Raw genomic sequence first — 23,748 nt, forward strand, 5'->3', positions numbered from 1 at the left:
AATTAAGGATTTTGAAAATTGGAGCGTATTATAAAAGATTTGGGTTATTATGGATAATTGATAGTTTTGATAGGTAGGTATTATTTTAAGTGATAAGTGATTTTTCAGGCAGCCTGAAACTTTTATTTTTAAAATAAAAAACACCATCTTAACTCATAAAATGGTGTTTTTTATTGCCTTAATTACTCTTCGTCTTCCCAAAAATCATCATAATCTTCTTCTGAAAAGTCTTCATCATCAAAATCCCAATCATCTTCGTACGGGTTGTACCAATAACAATCCATCGGTTCATCTTGAAATCCCTTTAAGGGAAAAGAATTTATAGTAAATTCAATGGCTTTTTGGGTATCTTGATAAATTTGATAAAATTCATCAGCTAGCTGATTGGTTTGTTGAGATAAAGTTTTATCTAATTTTGGTAAATCAATAGGGTCATAACCTTCATCTTCATAATAATTAAACCACTCACCGTCATCATAAAAACTATATAGCCCACGATTTTGATAAGTTGTCTCTTCGGTGTATATGCGAGATTGTTTGCCATCTAAAATATTATTATAACCAAATTTCAATGCTAAATTATACCAAGCGTGTGCCTTTTTTGTGTCTTGATTTAAAGCACATTGCTCAATTACCTCTCTTGAAGTTTCTTGGCTATAAAACGCTTTAATAAAATCAATGTCATCATTTTTAGTTAGATGAAAGGCAATCAAATAAGGTAATATTGCTTTTTTGCTAAAAATCTTGATTGCTTGCTCAATAACCTTATGCTTTCTTTGCTCTGTCTTGTGTTTCTCGTCCCACTTAGGGATAATTCTTGATAAAAGAAATAAATGCAAAATAATGGCATTAAAATTGGGTTTTTCGCAAAAACACGCCTTATCTAACTCTTGATAAAGGTCATTTTTAACCAAAATATCAAAACCTTGCCGATAATTTATAGATTTTAATAGTTGATGGCTAAAATCCTTAACAGTAGGGGCGTAAATTTGTGTCTGCTCTAACCAAGTGCCAATGAATGCCATAATTTTATTTAATTGCTCTTTGCTAATATTAAAGTCAAAATCTTTAATGCGTTTATTGAGCAAATCATTATTATTTGCTTTATGGTTTTGTTCATCTAAGTCAAACAATAAAATTGCATCTTGGCAAAAGTGTTTGTAGGTATAATAACCTAACCTTGCAGACAGCAGTTCATAAACTTGTGAGCGTTTAATGTTGGGAATAAAAGTTTTTAGTTCTGCGTGAACATCAAAACAAATTTGAGATAAAGTCATATTAACTCCAATTTTCATTTTGACAAACAAATTTTATAAATGGCATATGACTAATGGTAAATTTGTTAGTCAATAAAAATGGAAAAATACAACTTAAAGTTGAAGTGATTTTTTTAGGGATAAAATGTCGGTTTCTACTCATATGCCAAAGTAAGGGCGACCCCCTGTGGCATATCATAGTTTGTTTTGGTAAAATTGTCAAGAAAAACACCGCTTCAATCAAAGCGGTGTTCTTATCATCAATTACATAAACCCACGCACATACTGTCTTGGCACAAACTGCATTTCGCTACTGTCCGCCCCATTTTGCTGATATTGAGCATTTAATACCCAATACGGGTCTCGCAAAAGCCCACACCCAATCGCCACCAAATCAGCATCCCCTACGCCTAAAATATGGTCAGCCACCGCCACATTGTCCAACATTCCCACCGCAATCACGGGCTTGTTAGTTGCGTGTTTGACTTTCCTGGCCAAATCCACTTGATAGCCTGCATAAAATTCAGGGTGATTACCCTTGTGGAGTACGCCATCACCACCACCGCTCACATCAAACATATCCGCCCCTGCGTCAGAAAATCGCTTGGCAATTTCTACGCCATAATCGCTGTCAAAACCGTCTTTGCCATATTCTTGGGCGGAAATTCGCACGATTAAGGGCATATCGGCAGGCATTACTTTTTTAGCGGCAGCAATCACTTCCACACCAAACAAGGCTTTGTCTTGACCGTATTCATCGGTGCGAGTATTGGATTTTGGCGAATAAAATTGATGAATCAAATAACCGTGTGCCCCGTGCAGTTCAATCGCATCAAAACCTGCGTCCACCGCTCTTTTGACCGAATTGGCAAACGCCCCAACCAACTCTTTGACTTCATCGGTGGTCAGCTCTTTTGGCGTAATCAAATTTTGCCCTGCATAATCTAACTCGCCATAATGAATGGGGCTTAGGGCTTGGGGCAACGGCATTGGGTTCATCTTGGGCTTTGCGACCTGCGTGGGCGATTTGCACGGCAATTTTTGCTCCGTGAGAATGTACGCTGTCTACGATTTTTTTGAATGCGTCTTTTTGCGTATCATTCCAAAGACCCAAGCAGTTCGGTGTGATGCGACCGTTTGGGGCGACATTCGTCATCTCCACGATAATGAGACCCACGCCACCAATGGCACGGCTGGTGTAATGCACCAAATGCCAGTCGTTTGGCACGCCATCTGTGACGGAATATTGGCACATTGGCGGCATTACCACGCGGTTTTTGAGGTCAAGGTTTTTAAGGGAAAAGGGGGTAAAAAGGTTGCGGATTTTTGCCATTGTTCGTCTCTTACTCGGTTTAAAATGCTGATATTTTAGAGAAAATATGGTATCATTTCAAATTGATTATTTTGATAGTTAGATATAATGCTCATTGATAGTGGCAAAAGCATTTAACTGCCTATATTACCTTTTACGCAAGCAAGGAAAAACAATGACCGCACAACAGCAACGCGTCGAACTGCACCGCCGTATTTGGCAAATCGCCAACGAAGTACGAGGCTCTATTGACGGTTGGGACTTTAAACAATATGTTTTGGGTGCTTTATTTTATCGCTTTATCAGCGAAAATTTTTCTGCCTATATTGAAGCAGGCGACGATGGCGTTCATTATGCCAGCTTTCCAGATGATAGCTCGATTTTGGCACAAATCAAAGAAGACACCATAAAAACCAAAGGCTATTTTATTTATCCTAGCCAATTATTTGAAAATGTCGCCAAAAATGCCAACGACAATCCCAATCTTAACACCGATTTAAAAGCCATTTTTGATGCCATTGAATCGTCCGCCAATGGCTTTGATTCTGAACGCGACATCAAAGGCTTGTTTGCTGATTTTGATACCACATCAAACCGTCTGGGCAATACCGTTGCCGATAAAAACAAACGCCTAGCATCTGTCTTAAAGGGTGTGGCGGAATTGGATTTTGGCGATTTTAAAAACAATCAAATTGATTTGTTTGGCGATGCTTATGAATTTTTGATTTCCAATTATGCTGCCAATGCAGGCAAATCGGGCGGTGAATTTTTTACCCCACAAAATGTTTCTAAATTAATTGCCCAATTGGCTTTACACGGTCAAACCAGTATTAATAAAATCTATGACCCTGCTTGTGGTTCTGGCTCATTATTATTACAAGCCAAAAAACAATTTGACGAACACATTATTGAAGACGGATTTTTTGGGCAAGAGATTAACCACACCACTTATAACCTTGCCCGTATGAATATGTTTTTGCACAATATCAATTACGACAAGTTTGAAATTGCATTGGGCGATACCCTACTTTCGCCCCAATTTATTGATGGCAAACCTTTTGATGCGATTGTGTCCAATCCGCCTTATTCGATTAATTGGATCGGCTCGGGCGACCCCACCTTAATCAATGATGACCGTTTTGCCCCTGCTGGCGTACTCGCTCCCAAATCAAAAGCCGATTTTGCTTTTATTATGCACGCCCTAAATTATTTATCCGCCAAAGGGCGGGCGGCAATTGTTACTTTTCCAGGGATTTTTTATCGTGGCGGGGCGGAAGCAAAAATCCGCAAATACTTAGTTGATAATAATTTTGTAGAAACCGTGATTGCCCTTGCGCCCAATTTATTTTTTGGTACAAGCATTGCGGTGAATATTTTGGTATTATCCAAACACAAAACAAGTAACCAAATTCAATTTATTGATGCCAGCAAATTATTCAAAAAAGAAACCAATAATAATATTTTGACCGATGAGCATATCGCTCAAATTTTACAAATCTTTGCCGACAAAAGCGAAATCGCCCATTTTAGTGCCAATATTGACAGCAACCAAATTGCCGAAAATGATTATAATCTTTCTGTGTCCAGCTATGTAGAAGCAGAAGATACCAGAGAAGTGATTGATATTACGCTATTAAATGAAGAAATTCGCCAAACGGTAAGTAAAATCACCACTTTACGCCAAAGTATTGATGATATTATTGCGGAGATTGAAGTATGAAACGCAATCCAATGATAGAAAAGCTGATACAAGAAACTGGGCAAAATGTTACGGTAGAATGGAAAAGTTTGGGGGAGGTTGCTGTTATTAAAACAGGGCAATCCATCAGTAAACAAAAAATTTTGGATAATCAAGGGATTTATCCCGTAATCAATAGCGGAAAAGAACCACTTGGATATATTGATGAGTGGAATACAGAAAATGACCCAATAGGTATTACAAGTCGTGGAGCTGGTGTTGGCTCAATTATTTGGCAAGAAGGAAAATATTTTCGTGGAAACTTGAATTATTCCGCAACTGTCAAAGATAAAGAAATTTTAAATACAAGATTTTTATATTTTATTTTGGTGAATTTTCAAAGTAAAATTCATTCACTTTGTACCTTTACGGGAATTCCTGCATTAAACGCAAGTGAATTGAAAAAATTAGCAATCCCAATCCCACCCCTATCCCTACAACAAAAAATCGTCCAAATTTTGGACGCATTTACCGCCGTAACCGCCGAGCTAACCGCCGAGCATACACTAAGACAAAAGCAAAAGCAAAAGCAATACTACCGTGATTTATTATTGGATTTTGATAATTTAAACAATCCGTTTGCAAAGGGTATTAATGTAGAATGGAAAAGCTTGGGGGATATTACTTCAAAAACCCAAAATATCAAATGGAAAGATAATTTAAATTCATATCAATATATTGATTTAACATCTGTTGATAGAGAGAATAATCAAATTATTGAAACCATAGAAATCAATGCAAACAGTGCACCAAGTAGAGCACAAAAAGTTGTTCAAAAAAATGATGTTATTTTTGCAACAACTCGCCCAACACAAATGCGTTTAACAATTATTCCAGATGAATTTGATAAACAAATTGCAAGCACGGGATATTGTGTTTTGAGAGCAAACGAAGGTGAAGTTTTGCCTGAATGGATATATTTTAATTTAAAAACTTTGGGTTTTCAAACATACCTTGAAAATGATCAGAGTGGTTCGGCTTACCCCGCCATATCTGATAAGTTGTTAAAAGAATTTCAAATCCCAATCCCACCACTAGAAACCCAAACCCAAATTGTCGCCATTTTGGATAAATTTGACACACTTATCCACTCGATTTCTGAGGGTTTGCCCCGTGAAATTGAACTGCGTCAAAAGCAATATGAATATTATCGGGAGTTGTTGCTTGATTTTGCTTGACTGATTTTTTTGATATGGGTCAAAAATCCAAAAATTTACCCACATTTTACCAATATGGGTAGAAAATGCGATTTTTTACCCATATAATAGGGCTTTTGAGTAAAAAATCCAAAAATTTACCCACATTGACAGTCATATAGGTAAAAATATGCAATTTCTTCCCTTTTTGGAGCTGGAAAATCTTGAAACCAAAGCTGTGCTAAAGAAGGTGGCATCAGCAAACCGTTACTTGGCAGAGCTCAAAGGGGTGGTGCTGTCCATTCCCAATGAAGCAATTTTAATCAATACGCTTGCCTTGCAAGAAGCCAAACATAGTTCCGAAATTGAAAATATTGTTACTACGCACGATGATTTGTTTAAATCAGACATTACACAAGATAACATCAATCTTGCGACCAAAGAAGTGCAAAATTATCGCGAGGCTTTGCTTTTTGGTTTTTTTGAGGTGCGCACAAATAAAATCATTCGCTTAAATGATATTTTATACATACAGCAATTGCTAGAAAAAAATAAGGCGGGCTTTCGCAAGGTCTCTGGCACAACATTAAAAGACAGTTTTGGCAATATCATTTATACACCGCCACAACACCCTGATGAAATTGTCAGTTTAATGGCAAATTTGGTTGAATTTATCAATGATGATTCATTAAGCGAGCTAGACCCTTTGATTAAAATGGCTATTATTCATCATCAATTTGAAAGTATTCATCCATTTTATGACGGAAACGGTCGTACAGGGCGTATTTTAAATATGCTTTATTTGGTTATGCAGGGGTTATTGGATTTGCCTGTTTTATATTTGAGTCATTATTTAATCCATCACAAATCCGAATATTATCAATATATCCAAGAGGTTAGAGATACAGGGAATTGGGAAAATTGGCTGTTGTATATGCTAGATGGTGTAGAAAAAACAGCCATCTCCACCATTGAATTGGTCAAAGAAATCAAAGCATTAATTCAGATTTATAAACACAAAATGCGTACAGAAAAACCAAAAATATACCAACAGGAGTTACTTAATAACCTATTCAATCACCCTTATACAAAAATTGAATTTGTGATGAATGATTTAAAGGTAACTCGCAAAACTGCCAGTAAATATTTGGATGAACTGGTGGAAATTGGTTTATTGGAAAAAGAGAAGATTGGACGCAGTGCGTATTATATTAATAGACCTTTGTTTAATTTGTTTTTAAATCGCAATTAAATTTTATATGTTGCCAAAAATAGGAATAAAGATGACCACCCAAACCACCCCCATTACCGAAACCAATCATTTTATTGTTTTGGACAAATACGAAAAAATTGACCAATCGGGTGCCAGTTATCAAAGCGAAAGTGCTTTGAAAAAAGAATTGATTGAAGATTTAATCAATCAGGGTTATGAATATCGCCGTGATTTAAATAGTCAAGCCAAACTATTGGCAAATGTGCGTGAACAATTACAAAAGCTCAATCAAATGGCTTTTTCGAATAAAGAATGAGAGCGTTTTGCCTTGGAATATTTGGATGTGCCGTCCGAAAATATTATCCAAAAAAACCCGTAAAATTCACGATGATTATATTTGTGATTTTGTCTTTGATGACGGGCATATCCAAAACATTTATTTACTGGACAAAAAGAACATTGCCCGTAATTTTGTACAAGTCATCAATCAATTTGAACAAACAGGCAATCACAAAAACCGCTATGATGTTAGCATTTTGGTCAATGGTTTGCCTTTGATTCAAATTGAACTTAAAAAACGAGGCGTTGCCATTCGTGAAGCCTTTAATCAGGTGCATCGTTATAGCAAAGAGAGTTTTAATTTGGATAATTCGTTATTTAAATTCTTACAAATTTTTGTCATTAGTAATGGCACAGATACCCGTTATTTTGCCAATACCACCAAACGCGATAAAAACAGCTTTGATTTTACAATGAATTGGGCTCGCTCGGATAATACACTAATTAAAGACTTAAAGGATTTTACCGCCACTTTTTTTCAAAAAAATACATTATTAAATGTGCTATTAAATTATTCGGTGTTTGATGTTAGTGATACGCTACTAATTATGCGACCTTATCAAATTGCCGCCGTAGAACGCATTTTGTGGAAAATTCAAAGTTCGGCACAAAGCAAGAATTGGAGCAATACCGAGAGTGGTGGTTTTATTTGGCATACCACAGGTTCAGGCAAAACTTTAACCAGTTTTAAGGCGGCTCGTTTGGCGACAGAGCTTGACTTTATTGATAAAGTCTTTTTTGTGGTGGATAGAAAAGATTTAGATGATTAAACGATAAAAGAATACCAACGCTTTTCGCCTGATAGTGTGAATGGCTCAGAAAGTACCGCAGGACTCAAACGCAATATAGAAAAAGACGATAATAAAATTATTGTAACCACCATTCAAAAACTCAATAATTTGATGAAATCGGAAGAGAATTTACCAATTTATCAAAAACAAGTGGTGTTTATTTTTGATGAATGTCATCGCTCACAATTTGGTGAAGCACAAAAGAATTTAAATAAAAAATTCAAAAAGTTTTGTCAATTTGGTTTTACGGGTACGCCTATTTTTCCACAAAATGCTTTGGGTGCAGAAACCACCGCCAGCGTTTTTGGTCGAGAACTTCATTCTTATGTGATTACCGATGCCATTCGTGATGAAAAAGTTTTAAAATTTAAAGTGGATTATAATGATGTTCGCCCACAATTCAAATCCATCGAGAGCGAACAAGATTTAAAGAAATTATCGGCATTTGAAACCAAACAAGCACTTTTGCACCCCGAGCGAATTACCAAAATCAGCCAATATATTTTGGACAATTTTAAACACAAAACCCATCGTTTGAATGCAGGTGGCAAAGGCTTTAATGCAATGTTTGCGGTAAGTTCAGTTGATGCTGCCAAAGCCTATTATGAGGCTTTTAAAGAATTGCAAAAAGAGCAAGAAAAACCTTTAAAAATAGCGACCATTTTTTCATTTTCTGCCAATGAAGCCCAAGATGCAGTTGGCGATATTGAAGATGAAGGCTTTGAATTAACGGCAATGAATAGCAGTGCCAAAGAATTTTTGCAGTCCGCCATTAATGATTATAACGCTCTATTTCAAAGCAATTACAGCGTAGAAAGTCGTGAATTTCAAAATTATTATCGTGATTTAGCCAAACGGGTTAGAAATCAAGACATTGATTTATTGATTGTGGTTGGTATGTTTTTAACAGGATTTGATGCACCGACTTTAAATACTTTATTTGTGGATAAAAACTTGCGTTATCACGGTTTGATACAAGCCTATTCACGTACCAATCGTATTTATGATACCACCAAATCTTTTGGCAATATCGTAACTTTCCGTGATTTAGAACAAGCCACCATTGACGCCATTACTTTATTTGGCGATAAAAATACCAAAAATGTGGTATTGGAAAAAAGCTATCAAGAATATATGGACGGCTATACCGATAACCAAACAGGCGAGGCTCGGCGGGGTTATTTGGAAGTTGTCAAGGAATTAAATGAACGATTCCCCAATCCTGAAAAAATAGAAACCGAAAAAGACAAAAAAGAATTTGCCAAATTATTTGGTGAGTATTTGCGTGCCGAAAATATTTTGCAAAATTATGATGAATTTACCGCATTAAAAGAAATACAAACAGTTGATTTGAATGATGAAACTGCGGTAATGGAATTTAAAACCAAATTTCAATTAAGCGATGATGATTTTGCCACCATGCAAAATATACCAATGCCATCTGAGCGAGCGGTGCAAGATTATCGTTCTACTTATAATGACATTCGTGATTGGCTTCGTCAGCAAAAAGGGGCGGAAAACCAAAATCAAATCCAAATTGATTGGGACGATGTGGTTTTTGAAGTGGATTTATTAAAATCACAAGAGATTAATTTGGATTATATTTTGGAACTTACTTTTGACCATCACAAAAAAATCAAAGATAAGACGGCATTGGTAGAAGAAATTCGCCGTACCATTCGGGCAAGTATCAGTAATCGTGCCAAAGAGGGTTTGGTGGTGGATTTTATTAATCAAGCGGATTTGGACAGCATTCCTGATAAGCCAAGTATTATTGGTGAGTTTTATGAATTTGCCCAAAGCGAACAAAAACACGAAGCCGATGAACTTATTAGCGAAAATAATTTAAATACGGAGGCTGCCAGACGCTATTTGATGACTTCGTTAAAACGAGAATATGCCAGTGAAAATGGTATGGATTTGAATGCGGTATTGCCCAAAATGAGCCCACTCAATCCCAATTATCTGACCGCCAAACAAACTATTTTTCAGAAAATTGCGGCGTTTGTGGAGAAGTTCAAAGGAATTGGGGGCGAAGTGTGATAATGACCGACCTTCGTAAACTTGACCTAAATTTATTAAAAGCCTTTGTCGTATTATTAGACGAATGCAATGTCAGCCGTTCGGCACAAAGACTCTCCGTTACCCAGCCTGCGATGAGCGGGATTTTAAATCGCTTGCGGGAAAGTTTTAATGACCCCTTATTTGTACGGGTTCAGCACGGCATGCAGCCGACCGACAGGGCGTTGGAGCTTGGGCATATCGCTCGGCGTGTCTTGCAGGACGTGAATTCCATGCTCGCCCCACCCAAACTAGAACCTGCCAATTTGTCCATGACCCTACGCATTGGGGCGATGGATTATGTTCAGCAGATTATCGCTTTGCCCCTTATTTTAAGGTTAAGACGACTCGCCCCGAACGTAAAAGTCGCCTTATTGCCCGTGCAAGGACAAAATATCAAAACTTTGCTTGACAAAAATACCATTGATTTGGCATTGGTTGGGCAACACCACATCACAGGCGATATACCCCAAACCCTGCTGTATAAAGAAAGCTACGTCTGTACGATGAGCAAAACGCACCCCATGGCAAACACCGCTTTGACGCTTGATGAGTTTTGTGAATTGCCCTTTGCCATGCTGTCGTACAATGGTGGTGAGTTTAGTGGAGCAACCGACATTGCCCTACAAAAATTGGGGCGAAAACGCAAAGTGATGGTGTCGGTTGACCACATCTCGCTGTTGCCACAGCTTTTGAACGACTCGGATTTGGTGGCGGTATTGCCCAAACATCTTGCCCAAACCCTGCCAAACGTCCGCCTGCAAAATCCGCCCATAAATATTGACGGCTTTACCATCATGATGACGTGGCACGAACGCACGCATCACGACATTGCTCATCAGTGGATTAGGGGGGGGTTGTGCTTGATGTGATTGGGGGTGTTGAACATTGATAGCATATTAGTGGAATTTGATTGGGGCGTGCCAAACCTTTATAATACAATTTAATGTTTAGAAATTTTATAGAAGTAAAATGATGTTTTGCATGAAAAATGACTATCCGACCACTTAATTTAAAAAAAATTAAGTTAAAACTCTTAAAATTTACCCAGTCAAGTGGTCAGATTGCTTTTCATCGCCAGAAACTTGCTTGATAAAAACTCACAACCTGCGTTTTTTTCCTTGAAAAACGGGCGATTCCCCTGCTTTTTTAAACAGACATTTTTCATTGCAAATACAAAAGGCAGGCACGCCCTTTCCACTGTTTGTAGATAATTTCTATCTGCTGTTATATTGGCGTTGATGATTAACCCCACTGCCTATCCCGAAACGCCACCGCCATGTCTTTGGCTTTTTTAATGGCAAGTTTGCGGTTATGACTGGCAAAGAGCTTTAATTGCCACAGTTTTTCTTGGTATAAAGTCAGATGGTCGTTTGGGTGCATGCGATTGATAAGGCGTTTGCTTGCCAGTACCGCATCAGGCGAGCGAGTGGCAATCTCATCGGCTAGGGCTTTGGCACGTGCCATCGGCTCATCATCTATATGAGTGATGAGTCCGTAGTCATAAGCGGTCTGGGCATCAAGCAGGCGAGCAGACATGGCAAGCTCTTTTAGCTTATCCTTACCGATATCTCTGGCAAGACGGGTCAGTCCCATGTCAGCGACCAGCCCCCATTTGGCTTCAAGTACCGACCATGTCGCCGATGGGTGGCTGATACGCACATCCGCCCCCATGGCAAGCTGTAACCCTGCCCCAAGGCACGCACCATCGACCACGGCAATCACTGGCACAGGTAGGCTCTGCCAAATTAGGCACACCTTTTGAAACAAGCTAGGGGCTGGCTTTATCAGCTCTTTGGTGGCAAAAATCATGTTCTTGGGTGAGCCAAACACCGCCAAGTCCAGTCCACTACAAAAATCCGTCCCGCCCGTGATGATGACGGCACGCACCGATTTGTCCGCCTTGATGTGGCGTGCGGTCTTGATTAACTCTTGCATCATCACAAAGTCCATGGCGTTCTTTTTGTGGGGGCGAGATAAGGTAATGATGGCGGTGTGGTTATCATGGCTTAGCGTGAGTGTTTGCATGGGATCTCCTTTGTTATGCTTTAAACCATTTTCCAAGGTAGGGTGTCTTCATCATCATGACCGCCCGACTTAGGCGTCGGGTCGGGGGCGGATGAGTTTATTACCCCATTTGCCAAAAAGTCTTCGATGTCAATATTTTCAAGGCTCTCTAGGGCATCGATGAGTGAGCGGTAACTGGGGCGAATGCTGATGAATTGCCCTGCTGATGTGTCGTCCAAATTGGCACGGCACTTTTGTTCAAAGTCTTCTGCCGTGTCTCTAAGGCGTGGCACGCCCGTGTAGCGACTGCCCCCGACCAACCGATGTGTGATGTCAGCAAGGGCGACCCTATCTCTATCCGCCCACGCTCGTTCTAGAGCGAGCTTTTCGCTCTCGCTGCTCTCAATAAGTAGTGAGAGTAAGGTTTTGGCAAGGTCGTCTTTGTTGGCAGAGCGTGCCAATGCGTCCGCCCAGTCGATGTCAAGCAGGGTGGGTTTGGCTTTATCAGCTTTATGGGCGTGCTTGCTCTGTTGGGGGGGCAACCCATTGTCATCCACGCCTTTATCCATGCCTTTATTTGTGTCTTTGCCTGTACCGTCATCCATGTCATCGCCCGTCAGTTTGCTCATCTCGCCATAGGGCGTACCTGCAAAGTTGGGCGTGCCGTCTGTGGGGACAAGCACAGGTCTGCCCGACTCGCCAAGCCAGCGTGAGAGCGTCTGCACCAGCTGTTCATGCCCGATGGGTTTACCGACATAGTCGCTCATACCTGCCGACACCAGTCGCTCTTTTTCATCAGACAGACCGTGGGCGGTTAGGGCGATGATGGGGATGGGGGGGCGGTTGTGGCTCTCTTCGATTTTGCGGATTTGGATACTCGCTTCTAGTCCTGACATTCTGGGCATTTGAATGTCCATAAAAATCAAATCAATCCGCTCGCCCATGCTGATGGCACGGGTCATGGTCTCAATGGCATCAAAGCCATTATGGGCGGTGATGACTGCCACGTCAAGCTCGCCAAGCAAGGCTTCTAGCACGAGCAGGTTGGGCGGATGGTCGTCCACTGCCAACACCCGATGACCTGAGAATTTACTGATGGGGGTAGCCTGCATGGGCTTGTCATCGGCGAACATGGCGATGAGTTGGCGTTTGTTCATGGGTTCGTAGAGTGCGTGCGTTTGGTATTTGTCCAGTAGGGCGTTGTCCATGCCCACTTGATAGCCATAGGCGGACAGTTTGCCCTGATAGCGAGAGCGGATTTGGCGAAGGATGGCACCGACATCATCCAAGGACGCGTCCTGCCCAAAATAATCCACAATCACCCAGTCAAAGCCATGCCCTGTCTTGTCTAGCTGTTCCAACAAATCGGCAAAGCCGATGGCAAAATGCACGTCCACGTCCGACCCTGCCAAGGTTGCTTTTAGCACTTGGATGGCGGGGGCGTGGTTTATCCACACCAACAGTTTGGTTGGGGCAAGTTTTGTTAGACTGTATAAATCGTCATCGGTATCTGCCTCATCAGGAGCCTGCACGCTTGCACCACCTAGATGAATGGGCATCTCAAACCAAAACGTCGCCCCTGTCTTGGCGATATTTTCGCTGTTATTGTCATAAAAACCTATCGTTCCGCCCATCAGTTCGGTCAGCTGTTTACTAATCACAAGTCCCAGTCCCGTTCCGCCATAACGACGGGTCACTGACAAATCGCCTTGGCTAAAACTTTTAAACAGCGACGCTTTGTCATCATCGGACACGCCTTTGCCTGTGTCTTCAACGCTGATGTTTAGATAGCCATCATTGTCATCGGACAGACCCACACGCACCACCACGCCCCCTGTATCAGTGAACTTGATGGCATTACCAACGAGATTGGTTAGGATTTGTTTGACTCGCAGACTGTCACCTGTCACACGGTTTGGCACGTCATTATAAAACAGCACAGACAGCCTAAGGTGCTTTTCTAGCGCCATGGGCGAGAGCATGTCCACCACGTCATAGATGGCAGAGTACAGGTCAAATACATGACTGTCTAGCACGAGCTTGTCCGCTTCTAATTTTGAAAAATCAAGCACGTCATTGACCAAAGCGAGCAGATGGGCGGATGATTTTTTGATGGTCTGGACGTACAGGCTTTGCTCGGCACTTAGACCGTTACGACCATCATGGCGACCATCGTGCCGAGCCAGTAGGTTGATAAAGCCGTCAATGCTGTTTAAAGGTGTGCGTAACTCATGACTGATGTTTGCCAAAAATGCCGACTTGGCATGGCTAGATGACACCGCCAAATCCCGAGCCTTGCGAATGGAGATGGTCTGCATTTCCATCTCATCTAGGGCGTGCTGTAAATCCTGTTCGGTCTCATTGGCGTGGGTTTTTAGCTCATTAAAACTTGCTGACAGTCGTCTCATGGCTTGGACAAAGTCCCGTTGTAGTAGGGAGAACTCGCCAGAGGTGTTTACTTTGATGGGTTTATCCAAATTCTCGGTGGTCAATTTTTGTAAAAATAACCGCATCTCATAAATTGGTGCTATCCAGCGTTTTGAATAAATATTTAAAATCAGCAGTAGCAAAAGTAGTGTAATCAGTCCTGTGATGGCAAGGGCAAGCACCACCCGATAACTGGTAATGGTTAAAGGCTCGCTGTCCATCTCCACGACAACATAATAAGGCACGCCATTAAAACTCATCGCTCTGGCATAGCTTGTGCCGTAAGTGGTTTTTTGGCGTTCAAAATCATTATCTTTGGCAAGCAGTCGCCCCACCTCAAAGGGCGTGTCGCCATCATAACCGCCATGACTGGCCAGCAAACGATAATCCCCATCAAAAATCGCCATGCGGTACACTTGCTTGGGCAAGATTTTATGAAAAAACTCATCAAGAGCAGGCACGCTCAACGCACCATCACTCATCGCCTCTGTACGGGCAAAATGACGGGTCAGCACCATTTCATAATTTAACAACGCACTGTATGCCAAAGCGTCTTGCTTGTCAAGGCTCGCCGTTCGCACCTCTTTAAAAACAAGCACCCCACCAACCATCGCCAAGATGACTATCGGCAAAAACACAAGGGCGACCAATTGCCCGTAAGCACTGCGTAAGTTAAAAGGGGTTTTTTTCATGAGTGGGCTATGTTGTCAGGCAGATGGCATAGTTTAGCATAATTTCAAGGTGAATTTTAGGGCTGATTTAGGGGGTTTTAAGATGATTTTTAAGGCAAATTTACTGGTAAATTTAACGGCAAAAATCCGTTTGTGCTATAATGTCGCCATTTTAATAGATAGATGACCACCTAACCATGACTGATTTGACCGCCCCAAACGCCCTAAATCGCACCCTATCCCACACCGTTGGCAACACGCCCCTTGTCCGTCTGACACGTCTTGCTACGGACGTAAATGCTGATATCTTTGCCAAGTTAGAAGGCAATAATCCTGCAGGCTCAGTCAAAGACCGCCCTGCTTTTAATATGATAAGCCAGGCCCAAAAACGTGGGCAAATCAAACAAGGTGACACGCTCATTGAAGCCACAAGCGGTAATACAGGTATTGCCCTTGCCATGGTGTCCGCCATGCTCGGCTACAAGATGACCCTTATCATGCCGTCCAATTCCACCCAAGAACGTAAAAACGCCATGCGTGCCTATGGGGCGACCTTGATAGAAGCGGATAATATGGAAATGGCTCGGGACATGGCGCTGCAAATGCAAGCGGACGGCAAAGGGATTGTGCTTGACCAATTTAACAATGACGACAACTGGCAAGCCCACTACAAAACCACCGCCCCTGAGATTTGGGAGCAGACAGGCGGACGGATTACCCATTTTGTGAGCAGTATGGGGACGACAGGGACGATTATGGGTGTGTCTCGCTTTTTAAAAGAAAAAAACCCTGATATTCAAATCATCGGTCTGCAACCATCAGACGGCTCAAACATTGCAGGGATACGCCGTTGGGAGCCAGAATATTTACCCAAGATTTTTGACAAATCGTGGGTGGATACGATTATGGACATCAACCAAACAGATGCCGAACATTATATGCGAGCATTGGCACGCACCGAAGGGATATTTTGTGGGGTGTCAAGCGGTGGGGCAGGCTTTGCAAGCCACCAAATCGCCAAACAAATCAAGGCAGATGACCCCAAAGCCGTCATTGTCTTTATCGTCTGTGATAGGGGGGATAGATACTTATCGACAGGGCTGTTTGGGGTTTAATTTTATTGGTTCATTTTTAAGGAAAAAAAGTCATGCCTACCGCACCAATTCTCATTTTTGATATTGAGACCATACCTGACCTTGATACAGGGCGACTGCTCTACCCTGAGATTGCCACGCTGTCTGATGATGACGCCCAGACGGCTCTGACCGCCATCAGGGAAGCAGAAGCGGGTAATGCCTTTATGCGCCTGCCTTTGCATAAAATCGCCTGTTTGTCCTTTTTGTGGGTCAGTGAGGATAAATTTAGCCTAAAATCGCTAAGCCTACACCAGATGAGTGAGGCGGAGATTTTGACGACCTTTTTTAGGGCATTTAATCAAAAACCTGCCCCCACGCTCGTGTCATGGAATGGGGCAGGGTTTGACTTGCCTGTCATGCTCTATCGTGCCTTGCATCATAGGCTGACCGCTCCCACGCTCTTTAACAGCCAGTCGCCCAATTATCTGTATAAATATGGCGACGCCCACATTGATTTGATGGATAAATTATCACTGGGTAATTATGGCAACAAACAAAAGCTAGACACCATTGCCAGTCTGTGTGGTTTTGCTGGCAAGGGTGGTATTGATGGCTCGCAAGTCGTGCCGATGGTCAAAGCAGGACAGTGGGACAAGCTGACCACCTACTGCGAATCGGACGTGCTAAACACATGGCTCATTTACCTACGCTGGCAACTTCTAACGGGTAAATTTAGCCCTGATGTCATGGCAAATTATGAAAAACTCACCCACGACAAATTATCACAAATAAAAGACGGTGAGACGGTACGACACGCTGAATTTTTGGAGGCATGGCGGTAGGATTGGGGCGGTTGGAATGGTTTTGTTTGGTGGGTATAAATAAATCCCTGTTTAGTCCGCCCACTTCTCAATCGCCCGTTCTACCACCATTTGTGTAAAGGCTTGGATGCTTGGCACGCCAGAACCACGAGGTCCGCCAAAATTTAAGCATTCAATTTGATATTTTTTAATAAAATCAAGAATATAATCAGACGCAATTTCCACCGAAAACACATTCATATCAATGAGCAAATAAGGTTTGTTTTGGCTGATACTAGTTTTTAAGGTCAATTCTGTTCCGCCTTTTGGCACAATTTGTGTATGATAAATAATCACGGTCGCATCGCTGTCTATTGCATTTTGGCGGGTGCGTTTGCGATAGCCTGCTCCCGCTAGGGGCGTGAGTGGGTATTTGTCATCAATCACACCATCTTCGGCTCGTCTGTCTTCGGGGTAATGTTCACCGCACGCCACGCCTTTGTTTAAGGCTGCGTCCAACGCACCCCTATCCACGCCCGTTTGTCCGCCACTGATAATTTTGGGGAAGGTCATTTTTATTCTCTCCTTATTGAGTTAAATCGGCAATTCTCTTAATCCTTGCCTACACCCATTTATTCTACGATATAGTTGATAATTATCATAAAATTCTTTTAAAGTTTGGAAAATTTCCACATTATCGGCAAATACAATTTCTTTGGCAATGGCGGACAATTCAAAATGCCAATACAAAGGCATTAAAGGGTTAATAAATTGTTCTGAGCCTTTGGTATGTTCCAAAGAATGGTAATCGCCAAATTTACCACGCATTGCATTTACAATAGAATTATTAACAATGCTTTGTTTGGGTGCATTATTATTGGCATAAGTTACAAAGTCCAAATACTTTTGACCTTCATTCATCTCTAGCATTAAAGAAAACGCTCCCAAATATGCTCCTTTTTTGGTTAAATTGGCGATATTTTGCAAACACGGATAATGGTCTAAACCGTGAAATTTTTCCACGCCAAATCCCACCACCATTAAATACGCCTTGTCAAATCCTGCTTTAGCACTTGCCAAAATGGACAAACTATCCTCTACAATGGTTACCACACCAAATTCATCCCCAAACATTAGGCTGTCCGTCCCACCGTCCGCCAATACCAAAGTATCAATCTAGTGTTTGTCTTTTAAATGCTGATAAATTTGCCGTAAGGGTTGCACGCCCATTCTGTTTTTAAATGCGTAAATAATTGGAATATCCTTGTATTTTTAACCAATCATATAATAATTTTTCAGGAAAATACTCCAACTTTTTGACATTATCATCAATTAAATAACAATAGGGCACTATCATTTCACAAGTTGAATTTTCCAAATCAGTAAAAGACAAATTCGCCAAAATCACTTCTTTGCCCAAACTTTTCAAATAAAAATACAAAGGAATGGCGGTAACAATGTCATAACCACCGCCACACCCTGCCAATAAATAGCGTTGTCCTTGTGGGATTTTTTGAAAAAAAAGGGGAGTTGCATAATCAATTCTAATTTATTAACTGTCAAAATATTATACCCCAAACCCCCACCGTTTACCACTTCCCCCACCCCCAAAAACCTGCTATAATAACCCCCTTTACCCAAAGCACTTCGTATGTGCTTTTACTTTATTTTTTTAAATCCACTGGTAGCGGTCAAATATTTGATTGTAGCAAATATCACTGCCAACGCCAAATTTAGGAGAACTACTATGGTCGCAATCACACTTCCCAATGGCGATGTTAAGCAATTTGACGGTGCCACCACCGTGATGGAAATCGCCCAAAGCATCGGTGCAGGACTTGCCAAAGCGTGTGTGGCAGGCATTGTCAATGGCAAACTTGTGGACGCCTGCGACCCCATTAACGCCGATGCAAGCGTGCAAATCATCACCCCAAAAGACGATGCAGGCGTGGAGATTATCCGCCATTCGTGCGCCCACCTTTTAGGACATGCCGTCAAACAGTTATTTCCAGAGGTCAAAATGGTCATCGGACCTGTGATTGATGACGGATTTTATTATGATATTTATAGCGAAAAACCCTTTACTCAAGACGACATGGCAATGATTGAAGAGCGAATGACCAAGCTCATCAATCAAGATTACGATGTCATCAAAAAAATGACGCCAAGAGATGAAGTCATCGAAATCTTTAAAAATCGTGGCGAAGACTATAAATTACGCCTAATTGATGACATGCCAGACGAAACACAAGTGGGTCTATATTATCATCAAGAATACATCGACATGTGTCGTGGACCTCATGTACCAAACACTCGCTTTTTAAAGGCGTTTAAACTCACCAAAATGAGCGGTGCATACTGGCGAGGAGACGCCAAAAACGAGCAATTACAACGAATCTATGGCACAGCGTGGGCGGACAAAAAAGAACTGCAAGCCTACATCAAACGCATAGAAGAAGCCGAAAAACGCGACCACCGCAAAATCGGCAAAGCCCTAAATCTGTTTCATTTGCAAGAAGAAGCCCCTGGAATGGTGTTTTGGCACCCCAATGGCTGGACGGTGTGGCAAGTGCTTGAACAATATATGCGTAAAGTCCAAAAAGACAACGGCTACCTTGAAATCAAAACCCCACAAGTCGTGGACAGAAGCCTATGGGAAAAGTCAGGACATTGGGAAAATTATGGCGAAATGATGTTCACCACATCATCAGAAAAACGAGACTACGCCATCAAGCCGATGAACTGCCCTTGCCATGTACAGGTGTTTAATCAAGGCTTGAAGTCTTATCGTGATTTACCACTACGCCTTGCCGAATTTGGCTCATGCCATCGCAATGAACCGTCAGGCAGTCTGCACGGCATCATGCGCGTGCGTGGATTTGTGCAGGACGACGCCCATATTTTCTGCTCGCACGAACAAATCCGAAACGAAGCCCAAGCCTTTATTAAGCTCACCCTTCAAGTTTATAAAGATTTTGGCTTTGATGAGGTGCAAATGAAACTCTCCACCCGCCCCGAAAAACGAGTCGGTGCAGACGAGCTGTGGGACGATGCCGAAAAAGCCCTAGCGGACGCTTTGGACACCGCAGGGCTTGCGTGGGAGCTACAAGCAGGCGAAGGGGCGTTTTATGGTCCCAAGATTGAATTTAGCTTAAAAGACTGCTTGGGGCGCGTGTGGCAATGTGGTACGCTACAACTGGATTTTAACTTACCTGAACGATTGGGGGCAGAATACATTGATGAACACGGCGAGAGAGTGCGTCCTGTGATGCTCCACCGTGCGATTTTGGGGTCGTTTGAGAGATTTATCGGTATCTTGATTGAGCATTATGCAGGTTGGTTCCCTGCGTGGCTTGCTCCCCAGCAAGTCGTGGTAATGAACATCACCGACAAACAAGCGGACGCAGTAGAAAGCACCGTAAAAGCCTTGCAAAATCAAGGGTTTAGAGCCATTAGCGATTTGCGTAACGAAAAAATCGGCTTTAAAATCCGTGAACGCACCCTAGAACGCATTCCCTTTATGCTCGTTTTGGGCGATAAAGAAGTGGAAAGTGGCACGATCAATGTCCGCACCCGTGAAGGTGAAAACTTGGGTAGTATGAGCCTAGATGAGTTTGTCAAAGTGCTGGATACAGCGATTGATAAAAAAGGTAGGGTTGAAGTGAAAGCGGAATAATACCAAAAAACAAGCTCCAAAATTTTAGGGCTTGTTTTGCTTTTGTCACTCTAATTTTTAAGGTGCTCACTGATGTCTGACAATTTCACTCAATTAAACGCAATGATTACCAATATTGATTTAAAAAACCATCTCAACCAATTATCACAACAAGAATTGGCTTATCTGCAAATCATTCCCCCAAGTTGGATGCAAGGTTTAGAATATTCTGCCTATTTAGAACAGCTCAATCATTTATCATATTTGTATAAAAATGGTAGAATTGTGATGGCACATATTGTCCAAGCCAATAGAATGTTGTTTTCTGATGATAATACACATTCTTGCCCTGCTGAAATCGTTTATGACATTAACGGTCAAACCAGCATTGATGAATTATCACAAATCGCTCACCAACTATTCAGCTTAAAACACACTACACCTGATGACCCCGAATTAAAAAAATATGCTGAACATATTACCAATGAGCGTACACAATTATTTTCTCGTGTGCCAAAAGTTTTGACCGAAAAAGAATTGGTAACAACCACAATGTTTATTTGGCGACCGCATTTGCCCAATGGAGTTTTATCAATAGGCTATTTCCCAATTTTAATTAGCGATACTCGTCAAGGAATAGCAACTGTATTACCTGCAAGATTTTGGAAAAATAGTGATTTGTATCAAGATTGGATTTCTTATAATGATATGGATATGATCAATGCTTTTTTAAAAATGAGCAAAGTTAATCATATTTGGCAAGAATTTCAAGATTACGCAAAACCAACTGCACAGGATTTTAATTTACTCAATCAAATGATTGGTAATGAAATTGATGTTTCGAAGAAATCTGTAAATTTTTTACAACAATGTATTGATACAATTAAAGAAGACTATGAAGAAAATCACATACCAATCAAGAAAAATAAACCAAATTTTTTGAATAAAATAAAATCTTTATTTGGATATTGACTAATAAGGTGTGCATAATGTATTTTTTACTCTACAACTTCATCGGCCCACTAAAATCATCTGCCATAAATTTAACCAACCCTTCCGCCCCCACCAAGCGGTCGCTCTTGGAGGGGGTTAAGAAGTTCATAAAAGGCTTGTATTTTTTGCAGATTTGTTATGATAATAAGAATGTTTTTTAAGGAATATTTATGAAAAGTTTAAAAGCTGTATTATTGTGTGGGCTAATGGCAATAAGCGGGCAAAGTTTTGCCAAACCACCCACAGACATAGAAATCAAATTTAAAAAGGGCGATTATTGTGCCATCTATCAAATTGATACTCGTAGCGACCTGCATATTTATTTAAACAAAAATCAAAAATTTACCATTAATTTAATTGCAGGCATTGCAAAACCCTACCTTACCAACAGCAAAGGTAGTGGCGTTGAATATGATTATAGCAAAGTATATAGTCAAAAATACGACACCAACCAATCGCAATGGAAATATCATATTGCAAGCAAGGGAAAATATACGATTGGATTTGACATACCGCACGACAGCCATACTTATGCCGAACTTGAATTTTGTGCTTATTGATTTTAAAAAATTGTTTTTCTGGTTTTTTAGGATATAATTTCTACAACCCATGTTAATACTAAGGATATTTTATGAAAACATTTAAAGTTTTAGCCTTCTGTGCGTTTATGGTGGTGAGTGGGCAAAGTTTTGCCAAGAACAATCCCATCTCCTTTACCAAAGGTAGCCATTGTGGTAGCTTTGAGAGGGATTATACAAACCGAACTTTTACTTTAAATACCAAAGCCAACCAAACCATTTATGTTACTATTAGAGAAAACGCTCGTGATGTTGAGGATATTAAAATCATAGACCCAAAAGGTCGCACTACCTATGCAGACGGTGCGGAGCTTGATTTTACCACCAAAGTCAAAGGCGTGCATAAAATCAAGATTATCCCTTATAATGATGCAGGTTGGGCAAATATTGAATTTTGTGCTTATTAACCAGCAGTTTATATGAAAAAATTAGCATTTGCTCTAATATTAAGCTTTGCTAGCATATCTGCCCACGCTCAAACCTGCAAAGTAACCGACCCAACAGGCACACCGCTCAATGTACGAGCCACACCAAACGGCAAAATTATTGGTAAAATCAAAAATAATACAACCGTTTATGTTAGTGAATATGCCTATGACGACAAAGGTCGCCCTTGGATAATGGTGTTTAACGCCAAAACCAGTAAATATATCGGATGGGTATACCGGGAATTTATCAGTTGTTATTGATTTTTAAAAATCCATTCAAGAAATTGAGTGGATTTTTTTAAATCCGTATTACCAAATAACAGGTAAATCATATTTGGCACAATACCCATCAGAACTAGAGCATGTTGAACTTTACTAGAGCATGCTGAACTTTATTAACAAAACAAAAAACGATTTTGGTACAATGCAAGCTCTAACCCAAACAAAGCACCAAAATCGTCATGGCTCGCACCTTACTCACAAATGAACAATGGCACAAGTTAAAAATTATTCTACTACAACTTGGTATCTACAACAAGCACAATCTTAGATTAACCGTAGAAGGCATTTTGTTTCGCATTCGTACAGGCATACCTTGGAGAGACCCACCCAAATGTTTTAGTTGCCACAACACCATTTACAAAACCTTTGTGCGTTGGTATAAGCTGGGTAAGCTCATGAAATTGTTTCAATGCCTATCCAAAGAAGCTGATACTGAGTAGGTGTTTATAGATGGTAGTTACATCAAAGCCCATATCAACATGCTTGTAATGTTGCTAACAAGACAGAACAAGGCATTGGTAAAAGTGTGGGTGGTAACACCACAAAGATTCATCTTGTGGTAGATGCTTGCGGTAACCCTATTGATTTTCTCATCACAGGTGGACAAGTTCATGATGTTAAGGTTGCTCCACAGCTTATAGAGCAAAACAAACAAGTTTTATCAAAGCATACAGAAGCATTAAGTGCGGATATTGGCTACGACTGTGATGAGCTAAGGGGGTAAATTAAACAAACCAATACAACACCCAACATATCAAAACGCAGTAATAGCAAAAGTAAAAACCGAAACCCAATAGATGACTACTTGTATAAACTAAGACACCTAGTGGAAAATGCCTTTGAAACATGCAAAAGATTTAGAGCAGTTGCTACAAGGTATGATAAGCTACTGGTGTGTTATCAAGGTACAGTGGCTTTGGCTTTTGTTTGTCAGTGGGTGAGATTGTTGTGAATGTTCGACATGGTATACACAAATTCAAGGATT

Annotated in this window: 20 protein-coding genes and 2 pseudogenes; 13 read left to right on the forward strand and 9 right to left on the reverse strand. The window is 40.9% G+C overall.

The annotated features are described in order from the left end of the window. Positions 1-182: 182 nt before the first annotated feature. The 3 genes from B0182_RS12070 to B0182_RS15255 form a co-directional block, all read right to left on the reverse strand. Complete coding sequence (locus B0182_RS12070) at positions 183-1,277, reverse strand: hypothetical protein (RefSeq protein WP_078275162.1); 1,095 nt, start codon at positions 1,275-1,277, stop codon at positions 183-185. Between the two features lie 243 nt (positions 1,278-1,520). Further along, positions 1,521-2,255 (reverse strand): oxidoreductase, encoded by a 735-nt coding sequence (locus B0182_RS12080; RefSeq protein ID WP_264676595.1) that lies wholly within the window; start codon positions 2,253-2,255, stop codon positions 1,521-1,523. Further along, on the reverse strand, positions 2,152-2,589 hold the full coding sequence (locus B0182_RS15255; protein ID WP_342351454.1) for an oxidoreductase: 438 nt from the start codon (positions 2,587-2,589) through the stop codon (positions 2,152-2,154). The genes B0182_RS12080 and B0182_RS15255 overlap by 104 nt, the downstream gene beginning before the upstream one ends. 154 nt (positions 2,590-2,743) lie before the next feature. On the opposite strand from B0182_RS15255, the gene B0182_RS12085 reads away from it, so the two are divergent. The 5 genes and pseudogenes from B0182_RS12085 (at position 2,744) to B0182_RS12105 (ending at position 10,718) form a co-directional block, all read left to right on the forward strand. Next, the gene (locus tag B0182_RS12085; protein ID WP_078275164.1) at positions 2,744-4,288 is read left to right on the forward strand and encodes a type I restriction-modification system subunit M; all 1,545 of its coding nucleotides are present in this window, start codon (positions 2,744-2,746) and stop codon (positions 4,286-4,288) included. Further along, positions 4,285-5,484, forward strand: coding sequence for a restriction endonuclease subunit S (locus B0182_RS12090; protein ID WP_078275165.1), 1,200 nt, complete (start codon positions 4,285-4,287; stop codon positions 5,482-5,484). The genes B0182_RS12085 and B0182_RS12090 overlap by 4 nt, the downstream gene beginning before the upstream one ends. A gap of 148 nt (positions 5,485-5,632) precedes the next feature. After that, positions 5,633-6,694: a Fic family protein gene (locus B0182_RS12095; RefSeq protein ID WP_078275166.1), complete on the forward strand. Its 1,062-nt coding sequence runs from the start codon at positions 5,633-5,635 to the stop codon at positions 6,692-6,694. Positions 6,695-6,725: 31 nt separating this feature from the next. Next, a pseudogene (locus B0182_RS12100) lies at positions 6,726-9,828 on the forward strand (type I restriction endonuclease subunit R). Between the two features lie 2 nt (positions 9,829-9,830). Next, complete coding sequence (locus B0182_RS12105) at positions 9,831-10,718, forward strand: LysR family transcriptional regulator (RefSeq protein ID WP_078275167.1); 888 nt, start codon at positions 9,831-9,833, stop codon at positions 10,716-10,718. Positions 10,719-10,897: 179 nt separating this feature from the next. Here B0182_RS12105 and B0182_RS14060 read toward each other — a convergent pair whose 3' ends face one another. The 3 genes from B0182_RS14060 to B0182_RS12115 are packed head-to-tail and all read right to left on the reverse strand — an operon-like array spanning position 10,898 to position 14,972. Continuing rightward, on the reverse strand, positions 10,898-11,101 hold the full coding sequence (locus B0182_RS14060) for a hypothetical protein (RefSeq protein WP_143821742.1): 204 nt from the start codon (positions 11,099-11,101) through the stop codon (positions 10,898-10,900). Beyond that, positions 11,092-11,874 (reverse strand): crotonase/enoyl-CoA hydratase family protein, encoded by a 783-nt coding sequence (locus tag B0182_RS12110; RefSeq protein WP_078275168.1) that lies wholly within the window; start codon positions 11,872-11,874, stop codon positions 11,092-11,094. Before B0182_RS12110 ends, B0182_RS14060 begins: the two co-directional genes overlap by 10 nt. 20 nt (positions 11,875-11,894) lie before the next feature. Continuing rightward, positions 11,895-14,972, reverse strand: coding sequence for an ATP-binding protein (locus B0182_RS12115; RefSeq protein ID WP_078275169.1), 3,078 nt, complete (start codon positions 14,970-14,972; stop codon positions 11,895-11,897). Between the two features lie 176 nt (positions 14,973-15,148). Between B0182_RS12115 and cysM the strand changes: the two genes are divergently transcribed. Together cysM and B0182_RS12125 are read left to right on the forward strand one after the other, a co-directional pair. Beyond that, positions 15,149-16,066 carry a cysteine synthase CysM gene (gene cysM / locus B0182_RS12120; protein ID WP_078275170.1) on the forward strand — a complete coding sequence of 306 codons (918 nt, stop codon included), beginning with the start codon at positions 15,149-15,151 and terminating at the stop codon, positions 16,064-16,066. A gap of 32 nt (positions 16,067-16,098) precedes the next feature. Beyond that, on the forward strand, positions 16,099-16,869 hold the full coding sequence (locus B0182_RS12125) for a 3'-5' exonuclease (RefSeq protein WP_078275171.1): 771 nt from the start codon (positions 16,099-16,101) through the stop codon (positions 16,867-16,869). Positions 16,870-16,920: 51 nt separating this feature from the next. Here the strand turns inward: B0182_RS12125 and B0182_RS12130 are convergent, their stop codons facing one another. From B0182_RS12130 to B0182_RS12140, 3 genes are all read right to left on the reverse strand, one after another. Continuing rightward, on the reverse strand, positions 16,921-17,400 hold the full coding sequence (locus B0182_RS12130) for a putative molybdenum carrier protein (RefSeq protein WP_078275172.1): 480 nt from the start codon (positions 17,398-17,400) through the stop codon (positions 16,921-16,923). A 21-nt stretch (positions 17,401-17,421) separates the two neighbouring features. Continuing rightward, positions 17,422-17,994, reverse strand: a complete 573-nt coding sequence (locus B0182_RS12135) for a DUF1152 domain-containing protein (RefSeq protein ID WP_342351455.1) — start codon at positions 17,992-17,994, stop codon at positions 17,422-17,424. A 70-nt stretch (positions 17,995-18,064) separates the two neighbouring features. Then, complete coding sequence (locus tag B0182_RS12140) at positions 18,065-18,313, reverse strand: hypothetical protein (protein WP_078275174.1); 249 nt, start codon at positions 18,311-18,313, stop codon at positions 18,065-18,067. Positions 18,314-18,574: 261 nt separating this feature from the next. Between B0182_RS12140 and thrS the strand changes: the two genes are divergently transcribed. The 6 genes and pseudogenes from thrS to B0182_RS12170 all read left to right on the forward strand — a co-directional run bounded on the left by thrS (position 18,575) and on the right by B0182_RS12170 (position 23,715). Then, positions 18,575-20,503: a threonine--tRNA ligase gene (thrS, locus tag B0182_RS12145; RefSeq protein ID WP_078275175.1), complete on the forward strand. Its 1,929-nt coding sequence runs from the start codon at positions 18,575-18,577 to the stop codon at positions 20,501-20,503. 72 nt (positions 20,504-20,575) lie between these two features. Next, complete coding sequence (locus tag B0182_RS12150) at positions 20,576-21,454, forward strand: hypothetical protein (protein WP_078275176.1); 879 nt, start codon at positions 20,576-20,578, stop codon at positions 21,452-21,454. Between the two features lie 191 nt (positions 21,455-21,645). Then, on the forward strand, positions 21,646-22,035 hold the full coding sequence (locus B0182_RS12155) for a hypothetical protein (protein WP_078275177.1): 390 nt from the start codon (positions 21,646-21,648) through the stop codon (positions 22,033-22,035). A gap of 71 nt (positions 22,036-22,106) precedes the next feature. Beyond that, complete coding sequence (locus tag B0182_RS12160; protein WP_078275178.1) at positions 22,107-22,460, forward strand: hypothetical protein; 354 nt, start codon at positions 22,107-22,109, stop codon at positions 22,458-22,460. A gap of 12 nt (positions 22,461-22,472) precedes the next feature. Beyond that, positions 22,473-22,742, forward strand: coding sequence for an SH3 domain-containing protein (locus B0182_RS12165; protein WP_078275179.1), 270 nt, complete (start codon positions 22,473-22,475; stop codon positions 22,740-22,742). A 200-nt stretch (positions 22,743-22,942) separates the two neighbouring features. After that, a pseudogene (locus tag B0182_RS12170) lies at positions 22,943-23,715 on the forward strand (IS5 family transposase). The last annotated feature ends 33 nt before the right edge of the window (positions 23,716-23,748 follow it).

Origin of the sequence: Moraxella bovis (assembly GCF_002014975.1) — a bacterium.
Taxonomy (GTDB): domain Bacteria; phylum Pseudomonadota; class Gammaproteobacteria; order Pseudomonadales; family Moraxellaceae; genus Moraxella; species Moraxella bovis.

Excerpts from the sequence above, each read along its gene's own strand:
- B0182_RS12095 (WP_078275166.1), top strand. The coding sequence starts at position 5,633 with ATGCAATTTCTTCCCTTTTTGGAGCTGGAAAATCTTGAAACCAAAGCT.
- thrS (WP_078275175.1), top strand. The coding sequence starts at position 18,575 with ATGGTCGCAATCACACTTCCCAATGGCGATGTTAAGCAATTTGACGGT.
- B0182_RS12130 (WP_078275172.1), bottom strand. The coding sequence starts at position 17,400 with ATGACCTTCCCCAAAATTATCAGTGGCGGACAAACGGGCGTGGATAGG.
- B0182_RS12090 (WP_078275165.1), top strand. The coding sequence starts at position 4,285 with ATGAAACGCAATCCAATGATAGAAAAGCTGATACAAGAAACTGGGCAA.
- B0182_RS12110 (WP_078275168.1), bottom strand. The coding sequence starts at position 11,874 with ATGCAAACACTCACGCTAAGCCATGATAACCACACCGCCATCATTACC.
- B0182_RS12115 (WP_078275169.1), bottom strand. The coding sequence starts at position 14,972 with ATGAAAAAAACCCCTTTTAACTTACGCAGTGCTTACGGGCAATTGGTC.
- B0182_RS12105 (WP_078275167.1), top strand. The coding sequence starts at position 9,831 with ATGACCGACCTTCGTAAACTTGACCTAAATTTATTAAAAGCCTTTGTC.
- cysM (WP_078275170.1), top strand. The coding sequence starts at position 15,149 with ATGACTGATTTGACCGCCCCAAACGCCCTAAATCGCACCCTATCCCAC.
- B0182_RS12125 (WP_078275171.1), top strand. The coding sequence starts at position 16,099 with ATGCCTACCGCACCAATTCTCATTTTTGATATTGAGACCATACCTGAC.
- B0182_RS15255 (WP_342351454.1), bottom strand. The coding sequence starts at position 2,589 with ATGGCAAAAATCCGCAACCTTTTTACCCCCTTTTCCCTTAAAAACCTT.
- B0182_RS12080 (WP_264676595.1), bottom strand. The coding sequence starts at position 2,255 with ATGAACCCAATGCCGTTGCCCCAAGCCCTAAGCCCCATTCATTATGGC.
- B0182_RS12085 (WP_078275164.1), top strand. The coding sequence starts at position 2,744 with ATGACCGCACAACAGCAACGCGTCGAACTGCACCGCCGTATTTGGCAA.
- B0182_RS12150 (WP_078275176.1), top strand. The coding sequence starts at position 20,576 with ATGTCTGACAATTTCACTCAATTAAACGCAATGATTACCAATATTGAT.
- B0182_RS12155 (WP_078275177.1), top strand. The coding sequence starts at position 21,646 with ATGAAAAGTTTAAAAGCTGTATTATTGTGTGGGCTAATGGCAATAAGC.
- B0182_RS12165 (WP_078275179.1), top strand. The coding sequence starts at position 22,473 with ATGAAAAAATTAGCATTTGCTCTAATATTAAGCTTTGCTAGCATATCT.
- B0182_RS12160 (WP_078275178.1), top strand. The coding sequence starts at position 22,107 with ATGAAAACATTTAAAGTTTTAGCCTTCTGTGCGTTTATGGTGGTGAGT.
- B0182_RS12070 (WP_078275162.1), bottom strand. The coding sequence starts at position 1,277 with ATGACTTTATCTCAAATTTGTTTTGATGTTCACGCAGAACTAAAAACT.